The following is a 21,191-nucleotide window of genomic DNA, read 5'->3' as shown; positions in this document are numbered from 1 at the left end:
CGCTGTGTGCCCTTCCCGGGACGGTGCGACGCCTCCCCGGTCAGGAGCAGTTGAACTCGCACCATACGCACTTTCCGCTGCCGCGCGGTTCCACACCCCAGACATCGGCCAGGCGGTCCACGAGCAGCAGCCCCCGGCCGGAGACACCGGCTTCCCCCGGCTCGCGGCGCCGCGGCAGACTGCTGGACTGGTCCTCGACCTCCAGCCGCAGCAGCCGCCCGACGCTGTGCGGCATCCGGATGTTGACCACGGCCTCGCCGTCGGTGTGCAGCAGCGCGTTGGTGATCAGCTCGTCGGCGACCAGTTCGATCTCCTCGGCGCGCTCCGCCGCGCCCCAGGCGCGTACCGCGGCCCGGATCATGTGCCGGGCGGCGGAGAGGCCTTCGGGGTCGGCGGGCGCGATGTGCTGGCGGAAGCGTCCGACGATGTCGTGTTCGGGGGCACCGAGGCGGCGGAGCAGAAGCAGCGCCATATCGTCCTCGCCGGTCCGCTCGTCCGCCGATTCGCACAGCCGGTCGGCGAGTTGCTGGACGTCCTGGGGGCCCTGGCGGACCTCGCGGGCCAGATGCCGCATCCCGTCGTCGAGGTCGGTGCCGGGCTGTTCGACGATGCCGTCGGTGCACAACAGCAGGGTGTCGCCGGGGGCGAGCAGGACGGTGGTGACCGGGTAGTCGAGCCGCCGGAATTCGGAGGCGATACCGAGCGGCAGCCCGCCGGCGACCGGCAGCCTGCGGCAGATCCCCTCGGCGTGCCGCAGCAGCGGGTCGATATGGCCGGCCCGGACGATCCGGGCTGCGCCGGTGCTCAGATCCGCGTCGACGTAGATGCAGGTCGCGAAGCGGTCGGTGTCGAGCTCGTTGAGGAAGGCGGAGGCGCGGGCCATGACGGTGGCCGGGGCGTGCCCTTCGGAGGCGTAGGCGCGCAGCACGATCCGCAGCTGGCCCATGAGGGCGGCGGCCTGGGTGTCGTGGCCCTGGACGTCGCCGATGACGGCGGCGACCCGGCCGTCGGGCAGCGGAATCACGTCGTACCAGTCGCCGCCGATGTCCCGGCCCATCCGGGCGGAGCGGTAGCGGACGGCGATCTGCGCACCGGCGACGCCGGGGATCCGGCGCGGCAGCATGGCCTGCTGGAGGCCGGCGGCGAGATCGTGTTCCTGGTCGTAGAGCATGGCGCGGGCCAGGCTCTGCGCGATGCTGCTGCCGAGCGCCACCAGGACGTTGCGCTCCGGGTCGTGGAAGTCGCTCTCCCGCTCGAAGAACAGGCCGATCACACCGATCGGGCGGCCCTGCGCGATCAGCGGCAGGTAGGCCGCGGAGTGGACGTTCAGCGGCTCGATGGCCGGCCACAGCCGTGGGTAGTTGCGCCGGAATTCCTCGCGGCTGCCCACATAGCGCGGAGTGAGGGTGCGGACCACTTCGCTCATCGGGAATTCGTCCCCCACCCGGGTGTATTCGAGATCGGGTACGAAGCTGCCCGCCTTGCCCTCGGACATCAGCCGGATGCGCCCCGCCTCGACCAGCCCGAGGATCACGTTCTCGGCACCCAGCCGGCTCAGCCCCTGCTCGTCGGCGAGCACGGCGATCACTTCGCCGACCGTTCTGGCGTGTGCCAGGGCGGCGGTGGTGCGCTCGACGACGCTGGTGTGCCGGCGGCGCTCCTCGTCGACGGCCAGCCGCTCCGCCGCATGGGTGTATTCGTGGCTGGCGTCGCGGACCACGCCGATGATGCGGCGGGGCTTGCCGGTGCCGTCCCGGCGGATGCTGCCCTGGCTGTGGGTCCAGCGGAGCTCGCCGTCGCGCAGCCGGACCCGGAAGTACGCGCCGTAGGAGTCGCTGCCGTCCTTGAGCGCGCGGGCGACCAGGGCGTCCAGCCGGGCCGCCTCGTGGGCCGGGACGCGGCAGCCGAGTGTGGCGGGGCGGTCGTCGTACTCCGACGGGAGCATGTCGAACACCTCGAGGGCGGGCGCGTCCATGTGCATCAGCCCGCTGTCGAGGTCCCAGTCGAAGCCGCCCATGCCGTTGAGGGCCAGGGTCAGGTCCGGGTGGGCGGGCCAGTCGTCCGGCACCGACACGGTGGGCCGCTTCGCTCCCCGGTCAGCCATGTCGTCACTTTGCCACATTCACCCGGATTGCGGCGGGTCCGGCCGCTTCACCCCTCCCTGCTGCGGCGGCATCGGCCATCGCACTGACTCGGTCATCAGCTCTCCCGCAACACCCTCTCTCGAAGCCCACCAGAACCGGCATTCCCGGGGCTACTCCCTCGTCGATCCGTTGCGATGTTCTCAACGCGCTGTTACGGTCCCTGACCATGAAGGACACCCCCGGAACCCGGGTCACCGACGACGCCGGAGAGGTCACGGACCGCGTCCGTGAGGTGATCGGCCGGCTCGGCTGCAGCCACCGCGAATTCGCCCGCCGGATCGTGATGGACCCGTCGAAACTGTCCAGGTCACTGGGGGGCACCCGGCGTTTCACCCTGGCCGAGATCGTCCGCATCGCCGACATCGGCGAGGTGGACACGGGCTGGCTGCTCGGCGCCCCCGAGCGGCCCTCGGCAGCGCCGGACCGCGCACCGGCGGCCGTCCCCGAGGGCGGCCGGCCGCTGCAGATCGTGCGGGAAACCGTCCGGCTGATCGCCGAGCACGGCTTCCACGGTGTACGGGTCGCCGATATCGCCGCCGCCTGCGGTACCAGCCCGGCCGCGGTGCACTACCACTTCCCCGGCCGCGACGAACTGCTGGAAGCGGCCGTGCGCTGGTGCATGGACGAGGACACCGAACGCCGCGCGGCGGGCCTGGCCGCGGCCCCCGACGCCCGCGGCGAGCTGCTGCACCTGATCGCGCTGCAGACGCCGCGCACCGAGCAGCAGCGCCGGCAGTGGCTGGTCTGGCTGGATCTGTGGGCCCAGGCCGCCCGCTCCACCGCCGTGGGGCGGCTGCACGAGCACTACTACCGGCAGTGGCGCACCACCGTCGCCGATGTCGTACGCCGCGGCGTCGGCCAGGGCGTCTTCCGCGCCGTCGATCCGGAGTTCGCCGCGCTGCGGCTGACCGCCCTGATCGACGGCCTGGCCACCCAGGTGCTCGCCACCGCGCCGGACAGCACCGGCCCCGACACGATGCACACCGCGCTGCTCGCCTTCGTCGACAGCGAACTCGCCGCCGCCCCGGCCGGCTGAGGCCGCCGCCCCCGCTCAGCCGCCACTCCCCCGCCGCTCACCGGACCGAGCCCCGAGGAACGACACGAAGCACGGCACCAGGCACGACACCCCACCGAAGGGAACCCCCGTGAACAACGAGGTCATCATCACCTGCGCGCTCACCGGCGCCGGCGACACCACCCACCGCTCCCCGCACGTCCCCGTGACGCCCGAGCAGATCGCCGCGTCGGCCGTCGAGGCGGCCTCCGCGGGCGCCGCGGTGGTGCACATCCACGTACGCGACCCCGAGACCGGCGCCCCGTCGCGTGACCCGCGGCTGTACGCCGAGGTGGTCGGGCGGATCAAGGAGACCGGCACCGACGTCGTCATCAACCTCACCGCGGGTATGGGCGGCGACCTGGTGATAGACCCCGAGCAACCGCTCCGGCAGCTGCCCGGTACGGACCTGGTGAGCGGCCTGGAGCGGCTGCCGCACGTCGAGGAACTGCTGCCCGACATCTGCACCCTGGACTGCGGCTCCCTCAACTTCGGCGACGGCTCCAACCTCTATGTCTCCACGCCCGACATGCTGCGGGCGGGTGCCCGGCGCATCCAGGAGCTCGGGGTGCGGCCCGAGCTGGAGATCTTCGACACCGGTCAGCTGTGGTTCGCCAAGCAGTTGCTGGCCGAGGGGCTGCTGGACGACCCGACGGTCTTCCAGCTGTGCATGGGCATCCCGTGGGGCGCGCCGGCCGACCCGGGCGTCCTGCAGTCGATGGTGAACCTGCTGCCCGAGGGCGCCCAGTGGGCGAGCTTCGCGCTCGGCCGTATGCAGATGCCGTGGGTCGCCCAGTCGATCCTCCTCGGCGGCCATGTGCGGGTCGGCCTGGAGGACAACCTCTACCTCAGCAAGGGCGTCAAGGCCACCAACGGCCAGCTCGTCGAACGCGCGGTCCACATCACCGAGTTGCTGGGAGCCACGGTCGCCACCCCCGACCGGGCACGTGCCCGCCTGGGCCTGAAGCCGCGCGGCTGAGCGCCCCTGGTCCTCGTTTCCCTTCCCCCTCTTTTCCTCTCTTCCTCCTCTCCACCAGGAGTCGATTCCCCATGCCCGAATCCACCTCCGCACGCTGTGCCCCCTCCGCCCCCTGTGCCCCCGAGGACGTACGCCGTATCGCCTGTATCGGCGCCGGGGTGATCGGCGGCGGCTGGGTCGCCCACTTCCTCGCCCGCGGCTACGACGTCACCGCCTGGGACCCGGCCGACGACGCCGAGGACAAGCTCCGCCGCCTGGTTGCCGCCGCCTGGCCCGCGCTGGAGCAGATAGGCCTGACCGACGGCGCCTCGCCGGACCGGCTGACGCTCGCTCCCACCCTCGCCGAGGCGGTCGCCGACGCCGACTTCGTCCAGGAAAGCGCCCCCGAGAACCTGGAGTTGAAGCGCTCCTTGCTCGCCGAGCTCGCCGCCGCGACGCGCCCCGGCGTGGTCATCGCCTCCTCCACCTCCGGCTACCCGATGACGGATATGCAGACGACAGCCGAGGACGCCGGCCGCCTGGTCGTCGGTCACCCCTTCAACCCGCCGTACCTCATCCCGCTGGTCGAGGTCGTCGGCGGCGAGCGCACCGACCGCGAGGCCGTCGCCTGGGCCGCGCGCTTCTACGACCTGGCGGGCAAGTCCGTGATCACCATGGACCGCGAGCTGCCCGGCTTCATCGCCAACCGCCTGCAGGAAGCCCTCTGGCGCGAGGCGCTGCACATGGTCGCGAACGGCGAGGCCTCGGTCGAGGACATCGACGCCTCGATCACCGAGGGCCCGGGGCTGCGCTGGGCATTCATGGGCCCCTGTCTGACCTTCGCGCTGGCCGGCGGCGAGGGCGGGATGGCCCATATGCTCGACCACTTCGGCCCGTCCCTGAAGTCGCCGTGGACCCGGCTGGCGGCTCCCGAGCTGGACCGCGAGCTGCGCGACGCCATGGTCGACGGGTGCGCGGAGGCGGCGGGCGGCCGTACGTACGCGGATCTGGTCGCCGAACGCGACCAGGGCGTCATCGACGTCCTGCGCGCCACGGGCCGGCTGGGGAGCGCCCGCCGATGACCGCCGACGCTGCGGGCGGCCTCCCGCTCTTCCACCAGACCGTCCGGGACGACTGGATCGACTACAACGGCCACCTCAGCGAGGCCTACTACGTCCTGGTCTTCGGCTTCGCCACCGATGCCCTGATGGACGCGGCCGGCCTCGACGCGGCCTACCGGGACCGGACCGGCTGCTCCCTGTACACGGTCGAGGCCCACGTCCGCCATCTCCACGAGGTCGCCCGCGGCAGCGAACTCACCGTCCGCACGACCGTGTTGGGCGTGGACGACAGGAAACTGCGCCTCGTCCACGAGATGTTCGCCCGGGCGCCGTCGGGCTCCCCGGTGGCCACCGAGGAGCTGTTCGCCCTGCATGTCGACCAGGCCGCCGGGAGCGCGGCACCGCTGCCCGACGCGAGCCGGGAGTACTTCGCCGGGCTCCTGGCGCCGGCGCCCCCGTGGGCGGGCAAGGGGATCCGCGCGGTGCAGCCGCACCGGTAAGGACGACGACCGCAGGCACGGCCGGAGCGCCGCGGCCCCGGCCGTGCCTCCGCCACGTACCTCCACCGCATCCCGGTGCCACGTCCCTCCGCCACGCGGCACCGGAGCGACCGGGCCCGCCCCGTCGTTCCGGTGCCATCCTGGAAGGAGCGAGGATCTTCACCACTCACCGAGGAGAAGCCACCATGACCGCCACCAGGGGCCATCACATCGAGGTCAGGCAGGGAACGGACCACGTCCGCGTCACGGTCGGCGGCCGGCTGCTGGCCGACAGCCGCCGCCCGCTCCTCCTCCAGGAGACCGGCTACCCCGTGCGCTACTACCTCCCGCCCGAGGACGTCCGCACCGATCTGCTGACCCCGTCCGAGACACACACCGTCTGCCCCTTCAAGGGCACCGCCTCCTACTGGTCGCTTCCCGACGGGCCGGAGGACATCGCGTGGGCCTACCCGGAACCGCGCCCCGAGGTGGCGCAGATCAAAGATCACTTCTGCTTCTACGAGGTCGACCCGGACTGAGCCCGGGTGCGGGAGCGGGCACCCCTCCCGCGCCGCGGGACCCCCGCACGGCGCACAATCGAAGGGTGAACGACGCGGAGCGACCCCACGACGAGCCAGGCGCCTCCCACGAGCCCGGCACCTCCCGCGCGCCCGGCGCGCCTCCGCCGCACGAGGGCGGCGACCCGGCCTGCTGGCTGGACCAGGTGTGCGACGCCTGCGGCCGGATCCGCGAACGGCCCCGCAGCGCGGTCTGCGAACACTGCGGGGCCGGGCCGGACGGCACGACGACGGAGGCGGCGCCGAGCGGGGCGGGCTCCTCCGCCGCCGGCCGGCGGACCCCCCGCCGGGATCGCGACGAGGAGGGCCGGGCTCGCAACGCCCGCCCGCGCGACGGCCTCGGCCGGCCGTTGCCGTACGGCTCCCCGGGCGTGGCACGGCAGCCGGAGGGGGTGTCCCGTACGCCCGCGCAGTCGCTGGCCGAGGCGCAGCGGCTGCTCGACGAGGGGATGCCGTTCCACGCCCATGAGGTACTGGAGGACGCCTGGAAGGCGGCTCCGGAGGCGGAGCGGGAGCTGTGGCGGGGGCTCGCCCAGCTCGCGGTGGGCCTCACCCATGCGGCGCGTGGCAATGCCGTGGGCGGCACGGCGCTGCTCGAACGGGGTACGGCGGCCATCACGCCGTACGCGGACACCGCCCCCTACGGGATCGATGTCGCGGGACTGATGTCGTGGGCCGCGGAGCTGACCGGACGTCTGACCGGCACCGGGGCGGCCGTACCGGCAGCACGGACCGCGCCCCGGCTGCGGGCCACCGGGCAGGACACCGGGAACCGCCCTGCCGGGAACGACACCGGGAACCGCCCCACCGGCAACGGGACCGGCGACCGCCCCGGCGCGGGCGGCTGACGCCGGGCGCCGCCGGGACGGGCGGAGCCACGGGCCTGGGCCGCCGGCCAAGAGCCACCGGCCAACAGCTACCGCCCCAAGGACCTACGCCGCCCCTCCCCCTGCCTGCGACGCCCTCGCGCCTGGCGCCACCGGCCGAGCAGGGCGCCCAGCCCGAGGGCCGCGACACCTGCTCCGCCCGCGCCCAGGACGAGGGTGGAGCGCCTGGGCGGACCGCCGTGCGCCTCGGCCCCGGTGATCTCGGCGGCGACCGGGCGGAGCGGCGCGTCGCCGTCGCCGTCGGGGGTGCGCACGGCGTGCAGAGTGCCCACCGGCTGGGCCTTTCCGTCGGTGTCGAAGCCCCAGTCCAGCAGCGAACCGGCTTCCTTGTAGACGGCGTTGGTCGCGTTCGACTGCGGGTTCAGCACGGTGACCAGCAGGGTGCGGCCGTTCCGCCGGGCGGCGGCGATCAGGGTGTTGCCGGCCTTGCTGGTGTAGCCGTTCTTGACGCCGATGATGCCGGGGTAGCGGGACAGTCCGTGCGAGCCCACCAGTATCCGGTTGGTGTTCTCGATCATGGTGGTGCCGCCGGCGCCGGGGAAGGCGGCACGGCTGGTGGCGCAGTAGCGGGCGAAGTCGTCATTGGCGAGCCCGGCGCGGGCGAAGACGGACAGGTCGTACGCCGAGGACACCTGGCCGGGCGCGTCATAGCCGTCCGGGGACTTGACGGTGGTGTCGCGCGCTCCGAGTTTGCGGGCGGTCTCCTGCATCTCCTGCGCAGTGGTCCGCCAGCCGCCGTTCATCGCGGCCAGCACGTGCACCGCATCGTTGCCGGAGCGCAGGAAGACCCCGCGCCACAGGTCGGCGACGCTGTAGCGGCGGCCCTCCTTGACGCCGACGACGCTGCTGCCGGACCCGATGCCCGCGAGGTCCGCCGTGCTGACCCGGCGTACGGAGCCGGACGGGAACTTCGGCAGGACGGTGACCGCGAACAGCGTCTTGAGGGTGCTGGCCGGGGGGAGCTTGCGGTGGGCGTTCTTCGCGGCCAGCACGCTGCCGGTGTCCGCGTCGGCCACCATCCAGGACAGGGCGGACAGACCACCGGGCAGCCTCGGTGTGCCGGGAGCGGCGACGGCCTGCACCCCGGCACCGGCCGCGGCGGGCTGACGCGCCGTCGAGCCGTGCGCCACGGCCGGTATGGACGTCAGCGATACACCGGCGACGGCGATCAGGGTCATCGCCGCTGCCTTCTGGGACACTCGCGCGTCAATTGCCATGCCGTCACGCTAAGAAGCAGTGCCGCGGCCCGCAGCACAGTTGAGCCAGACGGACCACGCGGTATGCCGCGCACCCGGCGTGTCGCAACTGCAACGGCTGCAAAGAAGGACCCGCCCGGTGCGACGGGGGATGCACACCGGGCGGGTCTCAGAGACCTTTCTACCTCATGAGCGAACGGTTATGCCTCAAAAACTTGTTCGTTCGCCGTTCAGAAGGCGACGGGGAGCGAAATCAGGCCACGTGACCGCAGGGACCGCCGGTGCCGCAAATCACCACGCGGGACGTCCAGACGCAGCTCCGGGAAGCGGTCGAGGAGCGCTTCCAGCGCAATGACCGCCTCCATACGGGCCAGCGGTGCGCCCAGGCAGTAGTGGATGCCGTGTCCCAGCGCGAGGTGCCCCGAGAGGTCCCGGCCGCGGTCGAAAGTGTCCGGATCCGCAAAGCGCACAGGGTCGCGGTTCGCGGACGCTATCGACAGCAACACGCTCTCCCCGGCCGCGATCCGTACGCCACCGATCTCCAGGTCCTCCTTGGGGAAGCGGCGCAGCGCCAGCGGTCCGGGCCCGTCGTAGCGCAGGAACTCCTCCACGGCGGCAGGCAGTTCGGCCGGATTGTGCTGCAGCCGGCAGAGCTCGTCGGGGTGGTCGAGCAGAGTGAGCACGGCGTTGCCGATGAGGTGGACGGTGTTCTCGTATCCGCCGAAGAGGATGAGGAAGGCGAGCGAGGTCAGTTCGTCCTCGCTGAGCCTCTCGCTCCCCTCGCCGCCCGCTTCACCGGCGCCCGGCTCATCGCGTACCGCGATCAGGTCCGAGAGCAGATCGTCGCCCGGCTCCGCGCGCTTGGCGGCGATCAGGCCGGTGTAGAACTCCAGCATCGCCCCGACCGCTTCCTTCATCGCCTCCGGGCGCTTCGGATCCGGTGTGATGAGCGCGTCCGACCAGGCCAGGAAGTCGCGGCGGTCACGGTGCGGAATGCCGAGCAGATCGCAGATCACGGTGATCGGCAGCGGCCCCGCGTAGTCGGCGATCAGATCCGCACGCCCCCGCTCCGCCATCGCGTCCAGCAGTTCGTCGGCGATCTTCCGTACGGGCCCCCGCAACGCCTCGATCCGGCGCGGAGTGAAGGCCTTGGCCACCAGACGCCGGATCCGTGTGTGGTCCGGGGGGTCCATGTTCGCCATGTTGGCGTCCAGCGCGGGCGGCAACGAGAACCCGCGGTAGCCGCCGGGCGCGGCGTGGCGCTTGTCCAGGGAGAGCCGGGGGTCGGCGAGACCACGGCGGACGTCGTCGTAGCGGGTCACCAGCCAGGCGGGGTTCCCGTCGGGGCCGGTGATCCGGTGCACCGGCCCGGCTTCGCGCAACGCGGCGTAGGTGGCGTGCGGATCGTCGAGGAGCGGCGTCACGTCGATGGGGGCGTCAGGTCCGGTATCGGCGGTGTTCGGCATGATCCCGACCTTAGGGGGTGACTTCCCTAGGTCCTGTCCGGAGTTCGGATCACGGGTGCCGTGCGATGCTGCGGAGCCAAAGCATCACACCGCAGAGGTGGAGCCCGGCCTCGTAGCTCTGCGGGGCTGTCGAACCGGGTCGCTATGCCGCGTCAGTTCCGCAGTCGGTTGGATGGACCGTTCCACGGTGCTGCGTTCCGTGTACAAGTCCGGAACTCCGGACAGGACGTCACTAGTTTGTGTTTGGTCCCGGCACCCACAGCCCTGCGGCGATGACGTGCGACGAGTGCCGCCTGTGACGCTCATGCCACAACGGGCCGACCTTTGCGACGAACTCGGCGACTACTTCGGGCGTCAGCCCCGTGACCCGCCGATCTCGGGTGACCACTGCGCGAGACCGGGCCCCACCACACAGGTCACGGTCAACGATCACGGCATCGACGCGCCACCACCCACCACACACGACCCCGTAAGTTTGCGGGCTGAATCGGGAATTCAGCACGCCTGTTAATCCTGGTCGCTGAGTCCACGTCCACCTTGTGCCGGTTCACAGAGCGACCACGATTTTGCCGTGAACATGCCTCTCGGCCTGCGTCGTCACGGCTTCGCGAATCCGCTCGACCGGGAAGGTCGCCGCGATCGGCACCGTGATCTCGCCGGAACGGATCGCGTCGGCGATCCGTTCCAGGGTGCCCGGCCCCGCATCGAGGGCGCCCGTCTTGCGCACACCGGGCGGCGGGGCGGGGCCGTCGGCCACGACGGTGATCCGCTCGGGTGCCACGCCGAGCTTGAGCGCGGTCTCGGCCGCCTCCCTTCCGAACAGGTCGGTTGCGGCGGTGATCCCCTCGGGCGCCAGGGCCCGCACCCGATCCGTCAGGCCAGGGCCGTACGCCACGGGTTCGGCGCCGAGCCCGCGCAGGAATCCGAACGTTCCTTCGGAGGCGGTGCCGAGCACCCGGGCACCCGCAAGCTTCGCCAGCTGCACGGCGAAGATGCCCACGCCACCCGCCGCCCCACCGATCAGGACGGTGTCCCCGGTGCGGAGCCCGATCGCGGCGAGCGCGGCGGAGGCCGTCAGACCGGACACCGGAAGCGTGCAGGCCACCTCGTCGCCGATGCCCTCCGGGGTGGGCCACAGCGTTTCCGCGGATGTCTTGACCAGCACGAAATCGGCGACGGACCGGCCAATCGCAGCCCCATACACCCGGTCGCCGGTCGCGAATCCCGTGGCTTCGGCGCCCACCTCGTCCACCACTCCGGCGAAGTCGCTGCCGAACCCGGCCGGCAAGGTGATGCCGAACCGCGCCGCCATGTCGGGCTGTGTGGTGATTTGCCAATCCATCGGATTCAGCCCGGCGGCCGTGACCCGGACGCGAACCTCGTCCGGTGCGGCGTGCGGCTCGGGTATCTCCTGCAGTTCGAGTACTTCGGGACCGCCAAAGCGCCGGTATCGGACAGCTTTACTCATCGGTGACCTCTCCTGGCCGGTGATGGGACTTGGTCTCATTGACCGTACACCAGTGATGGGACGAAGTCCCGTACACTGCTCCCATGGCTCGCTGGCAACCCGACGCACCCGGACGACTCGCCGCCGCCGCCCTCGACCTCTTCGAGGAGCACGGCTACGAGAACACGACCGTGATCGAGATCGCGGAGCGCGCGGGGCTTACCAAGAGCACGTTCTTCCGGTACTTCCCGGACAAGCGTGAGGTGCTCTTCGGCAGGGGCACGGTGACCGGTCTGCTCGTCGAAGGGATCGCCTCGGCGCCGCCTGCAGCCGGGCCGCTCGACGCGGTGGCCCACGCCCTCGACGCGCTCGGCCGGACGTTCTTCACCGTCGACCGCCGCGAGTTCAGCGGCCGGCGCCAGGCCGTGCTGAACGCCAATACGGAACTGCGTGAACGCGAAGCCCTGAAAAGGATCGAGCTCACCGCCTCGATGATCGAGGCCCTCAACCGCCGCGGAGTCCCGAGCCTGACCGCGCGCGTGGCCGCGAAACTGGGCACGCTCGTCTGGGAGATCGCCTACGACCAGTGGATCGACACCGACAACAGCGAGGGCTTCGGCCCGCTGGCACGGCAAGCGCTCGCCGAAGTACGCGCGGCCGGAGCCGTGCGCTAGCTAGGGTCTTACCGCCCTGCGCCCTCCGGCAGGCCGGGGCCGGGACGCCCAAGTCCTCTCCCCCGCAGGCCATCTGACGGCAGCGGCACCGGTCCGCCGGACCGGTGCCGCCTGGTGGTTCGGGCGGCCCGGACCCCCGTACCGGGCCACCCCGTCTGTGTGGTGCTTCCTCAGCTGCGTGCCAGCGTGCTCCGCTGCCGCAGCTCGGTGAGCACGGTCTCGATCAACGGTGAGTGGTAGACGTCCGCGACCAGTGCCAAGTGCTCGTACTCCGCGGTGAGTTCGGCCGGTTTCGTGCCACTGGAGACCACCACGCTGTCGGCGCCGTGGACGGGGACATGGCCCACCGCGCGGTTCTCCAGGCCACGGCGGAGGGCGGCGGCCTCCGCGACGGCCGCCAGCTGCCGGTCGTCCAGGGCGACCGCGCGGGCGCGTTCACGGGCGATGTCGAGGGCGTCGGACTCCACATGGCGGCGGATGCCGCGCTGTACGTCCCGGATCTCGGCCATCTGGCGGTTGGCCCGCCACTCCAGATCCGCGAACGGCCACCGTACGGCCCACGCCGAGGCCTCCATCGTGACCTCCGGGGAGCGGGCGGTGACGGTCCGCCAGAGCGGGGAGAGCCGGCGCAGCCGGCGCCAGGCGGCGACCCGGGGGCCGGCCGCCGGCAGCGCGAATCCGGCAAGGACCATGAGCGCCGCGACCGAGGCGCTGAGCGGAGCCACCCCGTTGGAGAGCCACAGTGCCGGGTGGCCCGTCCAGGACAGCACGAAGCCGATGACCTTGCAGCCGCAGTAGCCCAGGCCGAGCCAGCAGCCGGCGGCCAGCAGCCGCAGCCCGCGGGCCAGATACGTCGTGCCGAGCCGGGCGGCGAGCCGCGGGCACAGCGTCCCCAGGGCCGCCGAGCTCAGGCCGAAGATGGCCAGATACAGCACCAGGAAGAGCATGACGCCGGGCGAGTCGGTGTAGGCGGTGCTGAAGTCGCGGGGGTGCTCGACGGCGTCCGGCCTGCCGACCACGAACCCGGTGATCGCCACCGCCCACAGCGCGGCCACGGCCCCGACGGCGGCGCGCGCTCTGCTGCGCGCACGAGTCCGCGCGGCCGCACCCTCGCCCGACGTCCAGCGCAGCATCAGCACCAACGCGCCTGCGGCGAACACCACGACGGAGGAGTAGAGGAAGACCATGGCGAGGTTGGACACGCCGGTCAGCCGGTCGAAGGCGCGGTAGAGGCTCGGCGCGGAGAAGAGGAAGACCGTGGCCACGCCACCGGTCATCACACAGGCCAGCCCCAGGTCGGCATTGCTGCGGTCGCGGAACCAGGCCCGGGACTTGTACCCGACGATCGCCCAGGCCGCCACGCCGAACGACAGATAGATGACATCAAACACGCGGTCCCCCGTCCCCCGTCGCCCCCGCACCGACACCGTCACAGCCCGCACCGCCGGACGGCGCTTCCTCCCGGCGCCTGAGGTGCTGCAGCGCGGGCCCGAGCGCCGCCGCCAGCTCGGCCGCCTGCCCCTCCAGGGGGAGTTCGCGCTCGCCGGCGGACGGCGCCACCCGTTCCATCAGCAGCGTGCCGAGCACTTCGGTCTCCCGCTCGGCGAGGTTGTCATAGCCGTGGTGCCGCGCGAAGCCCATGGTCAGCCCCATGCGCCGCATGGCGGTGGCCACGTCGACCGAGGGCGTCCACAGCTTCAGCGCGTCCTCGGTGACGGCGGGGTCCTGGCCGTGCCCCAGGAGCAGATGACTCAGTTCGTGCAGCACGATGTGGGCCTGGTGCCAGGGAGAGGTCTTCAGCTCGTAGAAGACCCAGTAGCCGTCGTCGGTGACGGCCGTCATCCCCGAGACCACCCCGCCCAGGCTCATCGGCACCAGATGGACGGGCCGCCCCACCCGTGCGGCGACGATGTCGCACATCCCCCGCAGGTCGGTTGTGGCGGGCAGCGCCAGCTCCTTGATGAGCCGCTTGCACCGCCTGCGTATCTGCCCCACTCGCATGCTCGTCCCGTCCTCGTGTCCGGCCCGCTGCCAGGAAGCGAAAATCCGGCCGCGCTCAGCGGTCCGCGTCGGCTCACTCACCGTGCCGGTCACCGCCCTGCTCCGGCGGGTCGGCCGGCAGGTTCATCTGCTGCCGGAACTGGGAGATGATCGTCGTCAGACTGTCCTGCACCTCCGGCGGCAGCCCCACGGAGCGCAGCGCAATGGCCCGCACCCGCTGGTCCCGCATGGCGGCGAGGAAGCGGACCTCTTCCTCCACCCGCGCGGCCTGCGGCTGCGAGAGGTCGCCCAGCAGATAACCGACCGGAACGGCAAAGAACTTGGACAGCGCGCGCAGCAGCTCAGGGCTCGGGTTCGTACGCCGGCCGTTGCGCAGCATCGACAGATACTGCTCGGTGACCTTGACGCCGCCGTACTCCTCGTCCCCGGCGCTGATCTCCTCGGCCACAAAGGCGTTGGTATACGGGGCCCCCGGCGGGTGCATATTCGCGAAGAGGTGGCTCAGCCGCTCCGCGAGCGTGCTGCCCGCCTCGTCGGACCGGCCGTCGTCCCCCACGCTCATGCCCACCGTCCCCCATCGATCGGCCCCAACGAACAGTTAAGGCCCCGTCACCGCCGCTCTCATCCTGGCACGAGGGGTACGCGGTGCACCAGTCCACTTACGGACAGTAGGGACCGCACCGGCTTAACCGGGAGTTGAGCTGGATTTGAGGTTCGCCGCCGATCGCCCGCCGACCGGGGCAGGGCGGGCCGGCCGGACCACACGGCTACCCCCGGCGGTGGTGACTGCCCGGGGTGTATCCGTAGGCACGGCGGAAGACATCGATGAAGGCACTCGTGGAGGACCAGCCGCAGCGACGGGCGACGGTGGTGACGGATGCGCCGTCGGCGAGCATCTTCAGGGCGTGGTACAGGCGCAGTTGGGTGCGCCACTGGGGGAAGGTCATCCCGAGTTCGGAGCGGAAGAGGCGGCTGAGGGTGCGTTCCCCGGTATGCGTGTGGGCGCCGAGCTCGGCAAGGGTGCGGGGGTCGGCGGGGTTGTCGTGCAGGAGGGCGCAGGCGGCGGCCAGCCTCGGGTCGGCGGGCGACGGCAGCTGTACGGGCTGCTGCCGTGAGGCGCGGAGCTGATCGAGGAGAACGGCGCGCAGCCGGCGGCGCTCCGGTCCGCTCCCGGTGGGCTCGCGGGTGTAGACGAGGATCAGCTCGCGCAGGAGGGGGCTGACGGCCAGAACGGTGGGCGCGTCCAGACGCAGGGGGTTGTCGCCGACGGGCAGGCCGAGGGTGTGCAGGTCGAGGTGGCCGTAGGCGCGGTGGGCGTGGACGGTGCCGGCGGGGACCCAGATGGCGCGGGTGCCGGGGGCGAACCAGGTGCCGGCGTCGGTGGTGACGGCCAGGACGCCGGAGCCCGCGTAGACGATCTGGTGGTTGTCATGGCGGTGGGCGTCGATGCGTTCGCCGGCCGCCAGCGCCAGCGTGTGGGTCGGCGCGGCGGGCGTGTGGCGGATATTCGGCATACGTTGGCACTTTATCGGAAGCGGGACAGCGGGCGCGGCGGTGACGATCGGAAAATGTCCACCACCCAGCCCCCGGCTCGCTCCACCACATCCCTCAAACTGCTGTCCCTGAGCCACGTCTGCGTGGACGTCTACCAGGGCGCCGTGGCCGCGCTCGTACCGTTCTTCCTCTCCGAACGGGCCTACACCTACGCCGCGGCCTCCGGCATCGTCCTGGCCGCCTCCCTGCTCTCCTCGGTGGCGCAGCCGCTGTTCGGCGCGCTGACCGACCGACGCGCGATGCCCTGGCTGCTGCCCGTGAGCGCCCTGACCGCGGGCATCGGCGTCGCCCTCAGCGGCCTCAGCGGTTCCTACGCCGTGACCCTGGCCGTCGTCGCCGTCGCCGGTATCGGGGTGGCGGCCTACCACCCCGAGTCCGCCCGTGTCGCCCGTATCGCGAGCCGCGGCAGCCACACCGCGATGGGCCTCTTCTCCCTCGGCGGCAACATCGGCTTCGCGACCGCGCCGCTGCTGGTCTCCGCCGTGATCGCCACCGGCGGCCTGCGCGCCTCGCCCCTGCTGGTCGTCCCGGCCCTGGCGGGCGCCGCCCTGTGCGTGGCCGCACTGCGGACCGTCAGCCTCCCCGCCACGGTCGCAACCACCTCCTCAGCCGGAGGCCGTCCCGCGGGCAGGGACGACTGGCCGGCCTTCCTCACGATGTCCGGCGCCGTCGTGTGCCGCTCGATCGTCTTCGTCGGCCTGAGCGCCTTCCTCTCCTTGTACGCGCGCCAGCGCACCGGAGGAGGGGAATTCGCGGGCACCGCGGCCCTGTTCGTGCTCTACCTGGGCGGCGCGATCGGCACCGTCGCCGGAGGCCGGCTCGCCACCCGCTACGGCCGGATCGCGGTGGTCCGCTGGTCCTACACCCTGACCGTCCCCGCCGTCGCCGGCGTGGTCCTGGTCCCCGGCCCGCTCCTGTACCTGTTCACCGCCCTGACCTCGGCGGGCCTGTACGTGCCGTTCTCCCTGCACGTCACCCTCGGCCAGGACTACCTCCCGCGGCACGTCGGCACCGCCGGCGGCGTCACCCTGGGCCTGACCGTCAGCATCGGCGGCCTCGCAAGCCCGCTCATCGGCGCCGCCGCCGACGCCACCTCCCTGCAGACCGCACTCGCCCCGCTCATCGCCCTGCCCGCCCTGGGCTGGCTGCTCCTGCGCACCCTGCACGAACCAGAAATGCCGGAAAACATGGCGACCACCGCCTCCGGCACCGGCTCCGGACCCGGCCCTGACCCCGACCCCCAGGGCAACACCACGCCCGTTTCCCGTTCGTGAGCCGGCGTTCCGCACCCGGGGCCACGAGGATGGCCGGAGCCGAGCCGACGGGCGCGCAGGGGGCCGCCGCGTCCGCCTCACACCCGGGCACGAAGCGGACTCCGGTCATGGAGCGGACCCCGGCCATGGAGCGGCGGCTCCGTAGAACGCCTCGCTGACATAAGGGACTTCGACCTGTCCGCCGACCGCGTGACGCCCGCACAGCTCGCGCACGCGGTTCAGGACTCCGGGCCGACGGCAGCGACGGCACGCTGCGCCTGGGTGGAGGAAGCACTCATGGTGACGAACTCTTGAGCTCGGGGGGGGCACTTGACCAGAGTCCGGCCCCGGGCCGCTGCTCCACGGCCGGCGCCGCTACATGGCCTGGCCCGACTGAGTGGTTCACCCGTCCTCGGTGAGCCTGCGCACGGCCGCCTCGGCGTCCCGGTCATCGGGCAGGTAGCACAGCAGGTGATGGCCGGGCTCGTCGACGGCCGCCAACTTGACGTAGCGCAGGCGCAGTTCACCTGCCGTGGGGTGTCTGAAGTGCCGCACCGCGGGACGGTAGAGCGCCGTCTCCCGCCCGCCGTACCAGCGGGCCGCGTCCGGGTCCTGGGTGATCTCGGCGGCGATCTCGGCGTACCGCCGGTCCGCGGGGTGGCGGGCGGCATTGGCGCGGAACTGCCCGAGCAGATAGCGCGCCTCGGACTCCCAGTTGACGATCAGGCTGCGGGCGGGAGCCCAGCGGAAGACCAACCACGGCAGATTGCGCCGCGGGGGCGGCAGCCGCGCGGGGTCGGTCAGCAGCGCCGCGTAACCGGCGTTCCAGGCCAGCAGGTCCCAGTGCGGGTCGATGACCGCGGCCGGGTTCGGTGAGACCGACTCCACCAGCGACAAAAGATTGCGCGAGACCCAGCCCGGCGGCTTCCCCGGCGGTGCCGCGTCCTCGGTGAACGACAGGACGTGCGCGGTCTCCGCCTCGTCCAGCCGCAGGGCCCGCGCCACCGACCGCAGCACCTGCTCGGAGGTGCGCACCCGCCCCTGTTCCAGCCACGCGTACCAGGAGCTGCTGATGCCGGCCAGTTCGGCCACCTCGCCGCGGCGCAGCCCCGGGGTGCGGCGCCGCGGTGCCACCGGCAGGCCCAGCTCCGCCGGGGAAAGCCGCTCCCGGCGCGAGCGCAGGAACGCGCCGAGCTCCCGGCGCAGGGCCTGCGCCGCGCCGCCCTCGCCGGACGGCCGCTCCACCCCGCCCATCACGCGCCCCCTTCCCCTCTCCGCCGGGCCACGGTGTTCGCACAGCGACGCACGGCAGGGTGTGAGCGATCGTAATCGCCTGGGACGACCATCCGGACGGCCAGGGTGGTGACCTTGAGGGGACCCCGGTACACCCGGGCACAGAAAGGAGCCGGCTGCCCATGTCCGCCGCCCCCACCACCGCACCTCCCAACTCCGGCGCACTGTCCCCCCGTTCACTCCGGCTGCTGCGTTCGGCCGGATTCGTCAGCAACTTCGACCGCTTCTGCATCACCCCCATGCTGGTGCTCATCGCCGCCCAACTCGGTGCCGGCATGGCCACGGTGGTGCTCACGGCCAGCGTCTACTTCCTGTGCTACGGCCTGACGCAGCCGGTGTGGGGGCTGGCCAGTGACCGCCTGGGCCGGGTGCGGGTGCTGCGGCTCTCGCTGATGGCGGGCACGCTCTCCTCACTGCTGTCCGCCCTCGCCCCCGACCTCACCTTCCTGATCGTGGCCCGCGCCCTCGCCGGGGCCTGCTTCGCCGCCTGCGTACCGGCCTCGCTGAGCTATGTCGGTGACGTCGTGCCCGCCGAGGTCCGTCAGCGTCCGCTCAGCGACCTGATGACCGCCTTCTCCCTGGGGACCGCGCTGGGCACCGTGGTGGCCGGGGCGCTGGCGCACTACGCCGGATGGCGCACGGTGTTCCTGCTGCCGGGCCTGGCCGCGGCCTACCTCGCCCGGGCGCTGCGGCACCTGCCCGAGCCCGAGCGGGAGCCCGCCGGTTCCCTGCCGGCGCCCTTCCGTATCGTGCTGGGCTCGCGGTGGATGTGGTACGTCATGGCGCTCGCCCTGACCGAAGGGGCCGTACTACTGGGCTTCTTGACGTACCTGGCGCCCGCGCTGGAAGCCCGGGGCGTGCCGACCGCCGTGGCCGGGGCGGTGTCCGCGCTGTACGGCGCGGGGGCCATGGGTTTCGCGCAGGTGGTCAAGAGGCTGGTGGGACGGTGGAGCCCTGCGGTGCTGATCCTGGCCGGCGGGGCGGCGGCGGCCGCGGCCTACGCCACCGCAGCGACGAGCCGGTCCGTCCCGGCACTGGCGGTCACCGCACTGCTGCTGGGCGGCAGTTGGTCGTTCATGCACACCACGCTGCAGTCATGGGCGATCGCCGTCGCCCCGGCGGCCAGGGCCACCGGCGTGGCGATGTTCGGGGTCAGCCTCTACGGCGGCAGCGCCCTCGCCAGCAGCCTGACGGCCACCATGGCGGCCGGCCACAGGTACGGGCAGCTCTTCCTGATCGCCCTGTTGCTGACGGTTCCGCTGACCCTCGCGGCGGCGGTGGGGCGCAGTCGGTACCGGTGACCTGAGGGCGCCGCGCCGGACGGGCGGCCTGGCCGACGTCCAGCCAGGCCACCCGCCTGGCCAACCATGATCATTACCGGTGCGAGAAGCCGAGAGAGGCCCGGAAAACGGTCAAGAGCCCTGCTTCACTCTCGTGAAACAAGGCTCTGACCTGCGACAATGGAGAGAACTCCAGTCGGGACGACAGGATTTGAACCTGCGACCCCTTGACCCCCAGTCAAGTGCGCTACCAAGCTGCGCCACGTCCCGGTGCCCGTTTCGGCCGGGAATCCCCGGCTGACCGCGCACGAGAACAATACCGCATGTCAGAGGGTGGGTGCTGCCATATCCCGCGGGTCGGCACGCGTACGGACGGCAGAAGAGATGAGTACCCGTACTCATGCACCGCCGTCACGGTGCCGTCACGCTACGCGCATGACTACTCCATCGATTCAGCGGCCGACGACCACGGCCTTCTTCGTACAGGCCGCGATCTCCTTCGGGCTGTCGCTGGTGGCGCTGGTGATCGGGATCATCAAACTGCCGGTGGGCCCCTGGGAGCGCGGCTTCCTCGCCATCGGCCTGGTCTTCGTGGTGTCCTCGGCATTCACGCTGGCCAAGTGCATCCGCGACCGCCAGGAGGTCGAGGAGGTGACGAACCGGGTGGACAAGGCCCGGATCGACAAGATCCTCATCGAGCAGGACGTCTTCAAGCCGGGGCAGGTCTGATCTCGGCAGGCCGGGGGTCTCCCCGCTCTCGGGGGCGGGGACCTCGACGCGCGCGGCTTCGACCCGCACAGCCTGGCCATGCACGCTTCGCCCCGCACGGCCTGCGCGAACGGATCACCGGGTTCCTGGCGGCACGGCCCTGACAGCCGGCGCGCCGCCGTGCCCCGGAGCGCGGCGGCGGCTCAGACGTGCTTGTCGAGCCAGGCCAGCAGGTCGTCCTGGACCTCGTCACGGTTGGTCTCGTTGAGGATCTCGTGACGGGCGTCCGGGTAGGCGCGCCAGGTCAGGTCGCGGGTGCCCAGGTAGCGGAAGTCCTCCAGGAGTTCATGGATCAGGGTCAGCCGCTGATGGCAGGGGTCCTGGTCGCCGACGGCGAGGTGGACGGGCAGTCCGCGCGGGATGCGGGCGAGGTGTGCCGGGTCGTTGATCTTGCGGATGGCGCGCACCCAGTCGGCGGCGAGACCGGCGCAGAACGGGAAGCCGCAGTCCTCGTCGGCAACGTAGGCGTCCACCTCGGCGGGGTCGCGGGAGAGCCATTCGTAGCCGGTGCGGTGGGGGAAGGCGTCGTTGAGGGAGCTGAAGGTGCGCGGGATGAAGGAGGAGAGCGCGTCGCGGCCGTGTTCGGCGATCTCCTGGTCCAGCTCGGCGAGGGCGCCGTCGATGTCCAGTCCCGGCAGGGTGCGGAAGGCGCCGGTGAGGATCAGTCCGGCGAGGTCGGCGCCGTACTCCTGGGCGTAGTCGCGGGCGAGCATCGCGCCCATGCTGTGGCCGAGCAGCACCAGCGGGACGCCGGGGTGGGCGGCGGCCGCATGGTTGCCGATGCCCTTGAGGTCGCTGACGATCGCCCGCCAGGCGTCCTCGCCGACCACCCCGCGGCCGCCCGTGGAGGCGGCGGTGGCGCCGTGGCCCCGGTGGTCGGAGGCGAGGACGGCATAGCCGTGGCCGGTCAGGAAGCGCGCGAAGCGGTCATAGCGCCGTCCGTGTTCCGCGGCGCCGTGGGCGATCTGGACCAGGGCGCGCGGGTGACCGGACTGCGGGAGCCAGGTGTAGGTGGCGATACGGGCGCCGTCCGGGGCCTGGTGGAAGTCCTGCTGCGTGGCCTGCATGGCGTCGTCTCCTGACTGCCGGGGCGGTGGC

At 72.1% G+C, this 21,191-nt stretch carries 20 protein-coding genes and 1 tRNA gene; 10 read left to right on the top strand and 11 right to left on the bottom strand.

Annotated features, from left to right (window positions below):
• Nucleotides 1–40: 40 nt before the first annotated feature.
• Nucleotides 41–2,104 carry a SpoIIE family protein phosphatase gene (locus tag ABR737_RS38140; RefSeq protein ID WP_350255733.1) on the bottom strand — a complete coding sequence of 688 codons (2,064 nt, stop codon included), beginning with the start codon at nt 2,102–2,104 and terminating at the stop codon, nt 41–43.
• A 206-nt stretch (nt 2,105–2,310) separates the two neighbouring features.
• On the opposite strand from ABR737_RS38140, the gene ABR737_RS38135 reads away from it, so the two are divergent.
• The 6 genes from ABR737_RS38135 (at nt 2,311) to ABR737_RS38110 (ending at nt 7,122) form a co-directional block, all read left to right on the top strand.
• Nucleotides 2,311–3,180, top strand: a complete 870-nt coding sequence (locus ABR737_RS38135; RefSeq protein WP_350255732.1) for a TetR/AcrR family transcriptional regulator — start codon at nt 2,311–2,313, stop codon at nt 3,178–3,180.
• Between the two features lie 109 nt (nt 3,181–3,289).
• The gene (locus ABR737_RS38130; protein ID WP_350255731.1) at nt 3,290–4,177 is read left to right on the top strand and encodes a beta-keto acid cleavage family enzyme; all 888 of its coding nucleotides are present in this window, start codon (nt 3,290–3,292) and stop codon (nt 4,175–4,177) included.
• Nucleotides 4,178–4,248: 71 nt separating this feature from the next.
• Nucleotides 4,249–5,238 carry a 3-hydroxyacyl-CoA dehydrogenase NAD-binding domain-containing protein gene (locus ABR737_RS38125; RefSeq protein ID WP_350255730.1) on the top strand — a complete coding sequence of 330 codons (990 nt, stop codon included), beginning with the start codon at nt 4,249–4,251 and terminating at the stop codon, nt 5,236–5,238.
• Complete coding sequence (locus ABR737_RS38120) at nt 5,235–5,717, top strand: thioesterase family protein (RefSeq protein ID WP_350255729.1); 483 nt, start codon at nt 5,235–5,237, stop codon at nt 5,715–5,717. The genes ABR737_RS38125 and ABR737_RS38120 overlap by 4 nt, the downstream gene beginning before the upstream one ends.
• A gap of 185 nt (nt 5,718–5,902) precedes the next feature.
• Nucleotides 5,903–6,235 (top strand): DUF427 domain-containing protein, encoded by a 333-nt coding sequence (locus tag ABR737_RS38115; RefSeq protein ID WP_350255728.1) that lies wholly within the window; start codon nt 5,903–5,905, stop codon nt 6,233–6,235.
• 206 nt (nt 6,236–6,441) lie between these two features.
• Nucleotides 6,442–7,122 (top strand): DUF309 domain-containing protein, encoded by a 681-nt coding sequence (locus ABR737_RS38110; protein ID WP_502964531.1) that lies wholly within the window; start codon nt 6,442–6,444, stop codon nt 7,120–7,122.
• Between the two features lie 68 nt (nt 7,123–7,190).
• On the opposite strand, the gene ABR737_RS38105 is transcribed toward ABR737_RS38110, so the two are convergent.
• The 3 genes from ABR737_RS38105 to ABR737_RS38095 form a co-directional block, all read right to left on the bottom strand.
• Nucleotides 7,191–8,378, bottom strand: coding sequence for a D-alanyl-D-alanine carboxypeptidase family protein (locus ABR737_RS38105; RefSeq protein ID WP_350255727.1), 1,188 nt, complete (start codon nt 8,376–8,378; stop codon nt 7,191–7,193).
• Nucleotides 8,379–8,587: 209 nt separating this feature from the next.
• Nucleotides 8,588–9,823, bottom strand: coding sequence for a cytochrome P450 family protein (locus ABR737_RS38100; RefSeq protein WP_350255726.1), 1,236 nt, complete (start codon nt 9,821–9,823; stop codon nt 8,588–8,590).
• A 547-nt stretch (nt 9,824–10,370) separates the two neighbouring features.
• Nucleotides 10,371–11,291 (bottom strand): NADP-dependent oxidoreductase, encoded by a 921-nt coding sequence (locus tag ABR737_RS38095; RefSeq protein WP_350255725.1) that lies wholly within the window; start codon nt 11,289–11,291, stop codon nt 10,371–10,373.
• Between the two features lie 83 nt (nt 11,292–11,374).
• Between ABR737_RS38095 and ABR737_RS38090 the strand changes: the two genes are divergently transcribed.
• Nucleotides 11,375–11,944, top strand: coding sequence for a TetR/AcrR family transcriptional regulator (locus tag ABR737_RS38090; RefSeq protein WP_350255724.1), 570 nt, complete (start codon nt 11,375–11,377; stop codon nt 11,942–11,944).
• Nucleotides 11,945–12,114: 170 nt separating this feature from the next.
• On the opposite strand, the gene ABR737_RS38085 is transcribed toward ABR737_RS38090, so the two are convergent.
• The 4 genes from ABR737_RS38085 to ABR737_RS38070 form a co-directional block, all read right to left on the bottom strand.
• A complete protein-coding gene (locus ABR737_RS38085; RefSeq protein ID WP_350255723.1) occupies nt 12,115–13,335 on the bottom strand; it encodes an MAB_1171c family putative transporter in 1,221 nt (406 codons plus the stop codon).
• Nucleotides 13,328–13,939 (bottom strand): hypothetical protein, encoded by a 612-nt coding sequence (locus ABR737_RS38080; RefSeq protein ID WP_350257083.1) that lies wholly within the window; start codon nt 13,937–13,939, stop codon nt 13,328–13,330. Before ABR737_RS38080 ends, ABR737_RS38085 begins: the two co-directional genes overlap by 8 nt.
• A 79-nt stretch (nt 13,940–14,018) precedes the next feature.
• Nucleotides 14,019–14,507: a helix-turn-helix domain-containing protein gene (locus tag ABR737_RS38075; protein ID WP_336051647.1), complete on the bottom strand. Its 489-nt coding sequence runs from the start codon at nt 14,505–14,507 to the stop codon at nt 14,019–14,021.
• 205 nt (nt 14,508–14,712) lie between these two features.
• Nucleotides 14,713–15,459, bottom strand: coding sequence for an AraC family transcriptional regulator (locus tag ABR737_RS38070; RefSeq protein WP_350255722.1), 747 nt, complete (start codon nt 15,457–15,459; stop codon nt 14,713–14,715).
• A gap of 54 nt (nt 15,460–15,513) precedes the next feature.
• On the opposite strand from ABR737_RS38070, the gene ABR737_RS38065 reads away from it, so the two are divergent.
• On the top strand, nt 15,514–16,773 hold the full coding sequence (locus ABR737_RS38065; RefSeq protein WP_350255721.1) for an MFS transporter: 1,260 nt from the start codon (nt 15,514–15,516) through the stop codon (nt 16,771–16,773).
• Between the two features lie 381 nt (nt 16,774–17,154).
• Here the strand turns inward: ABR737_RS38065 and ABR737_RS38060 are convergent, their stop codons facing one another.
• The gene (locus tag ABR737_RS38060; RefSeq protein ID WP_350255720.1) at nt 17,155–18,006 is read right to left on the bottom strand and encodes a helix-turn-helix transcriptional regulator; all 852 of its coding nucleotides are present in this window, start codon (nt 18,004–18,006) and stop codon (nt 17,155–17,157) included.
• A 161-nt stretch (nt 18,007–18,167) separates the two neighbouring features.
• On the opposite strand from ABR737_RS38060, the gene ABR737_RS38055 reads away from it, so the two are divergent.
• The gene (locus ABR737_RS38055; protein WP_350255719.1) at nt 18,168–19,346 is read left to right on the top strand and encodes an MFS transporter; all 1,179 of its coding nucleotides are present in this window, start codon (nt 18,168–18,170) and stop codon (nt 19,344–19,346) included.
• A 175-nt stretch (nt 19,347–19,521) separates the two neighbouring features.
• Here ABR737_RS38055 and ABR737_RS38050 read toward each other — a convergent pair.
• Nucleotides 19,522–19,595, bottom strand: a tRNA-Pro gene (locus tag ABR737_RS38050).
• 165 nt (nt 19,596–19,760) lie between these two features.
• Here ABR737_RS38050 and ABR737_RS38045 point away from each other — a divergent pair.
• Entirely contained in the window at nt 19,761–20,054 is a 294-nt protein-coding gene (locus tag ABR737_RS38045; RefSeq protein WP_328382723.1) for a YiaA/YiaB family inner membrane protein, read from the top strand.
• 182 nt (nt 20,055–20,236) lie between these two features.
• Here the strand turns inward: ABR737_RS38045 and ABR737_RS38040 are convergent, their stop codons facing one another.
• Nucleotides 20,237–21,160: an alpha/beta fold hydrolase gene (locus tag ABR737_RS38040; protein ID WP_350255718.1), complete on the bottom strand. Its 924-nt coding sequence runs from the start codon at nt 21,158–21,160 to the stop codon at nt 20,237–20,239.
• Nucleotides 21,161–21,191 lie beyond the last annotated feature (31 nt).

The organism is Streptomyces sp. Edi2 (assembly GCF_040253635.1).
In the GTDB taxonomy this organism is placed as follows: domain Bacteria; phylum Actinomycetota; class Actinomycetes; order Streptomycetales; family Streptomycetaceae; genus Streptomyces.
This window is presented reverse-complemented; position numbering and strand designations above follow the sequence as displayed.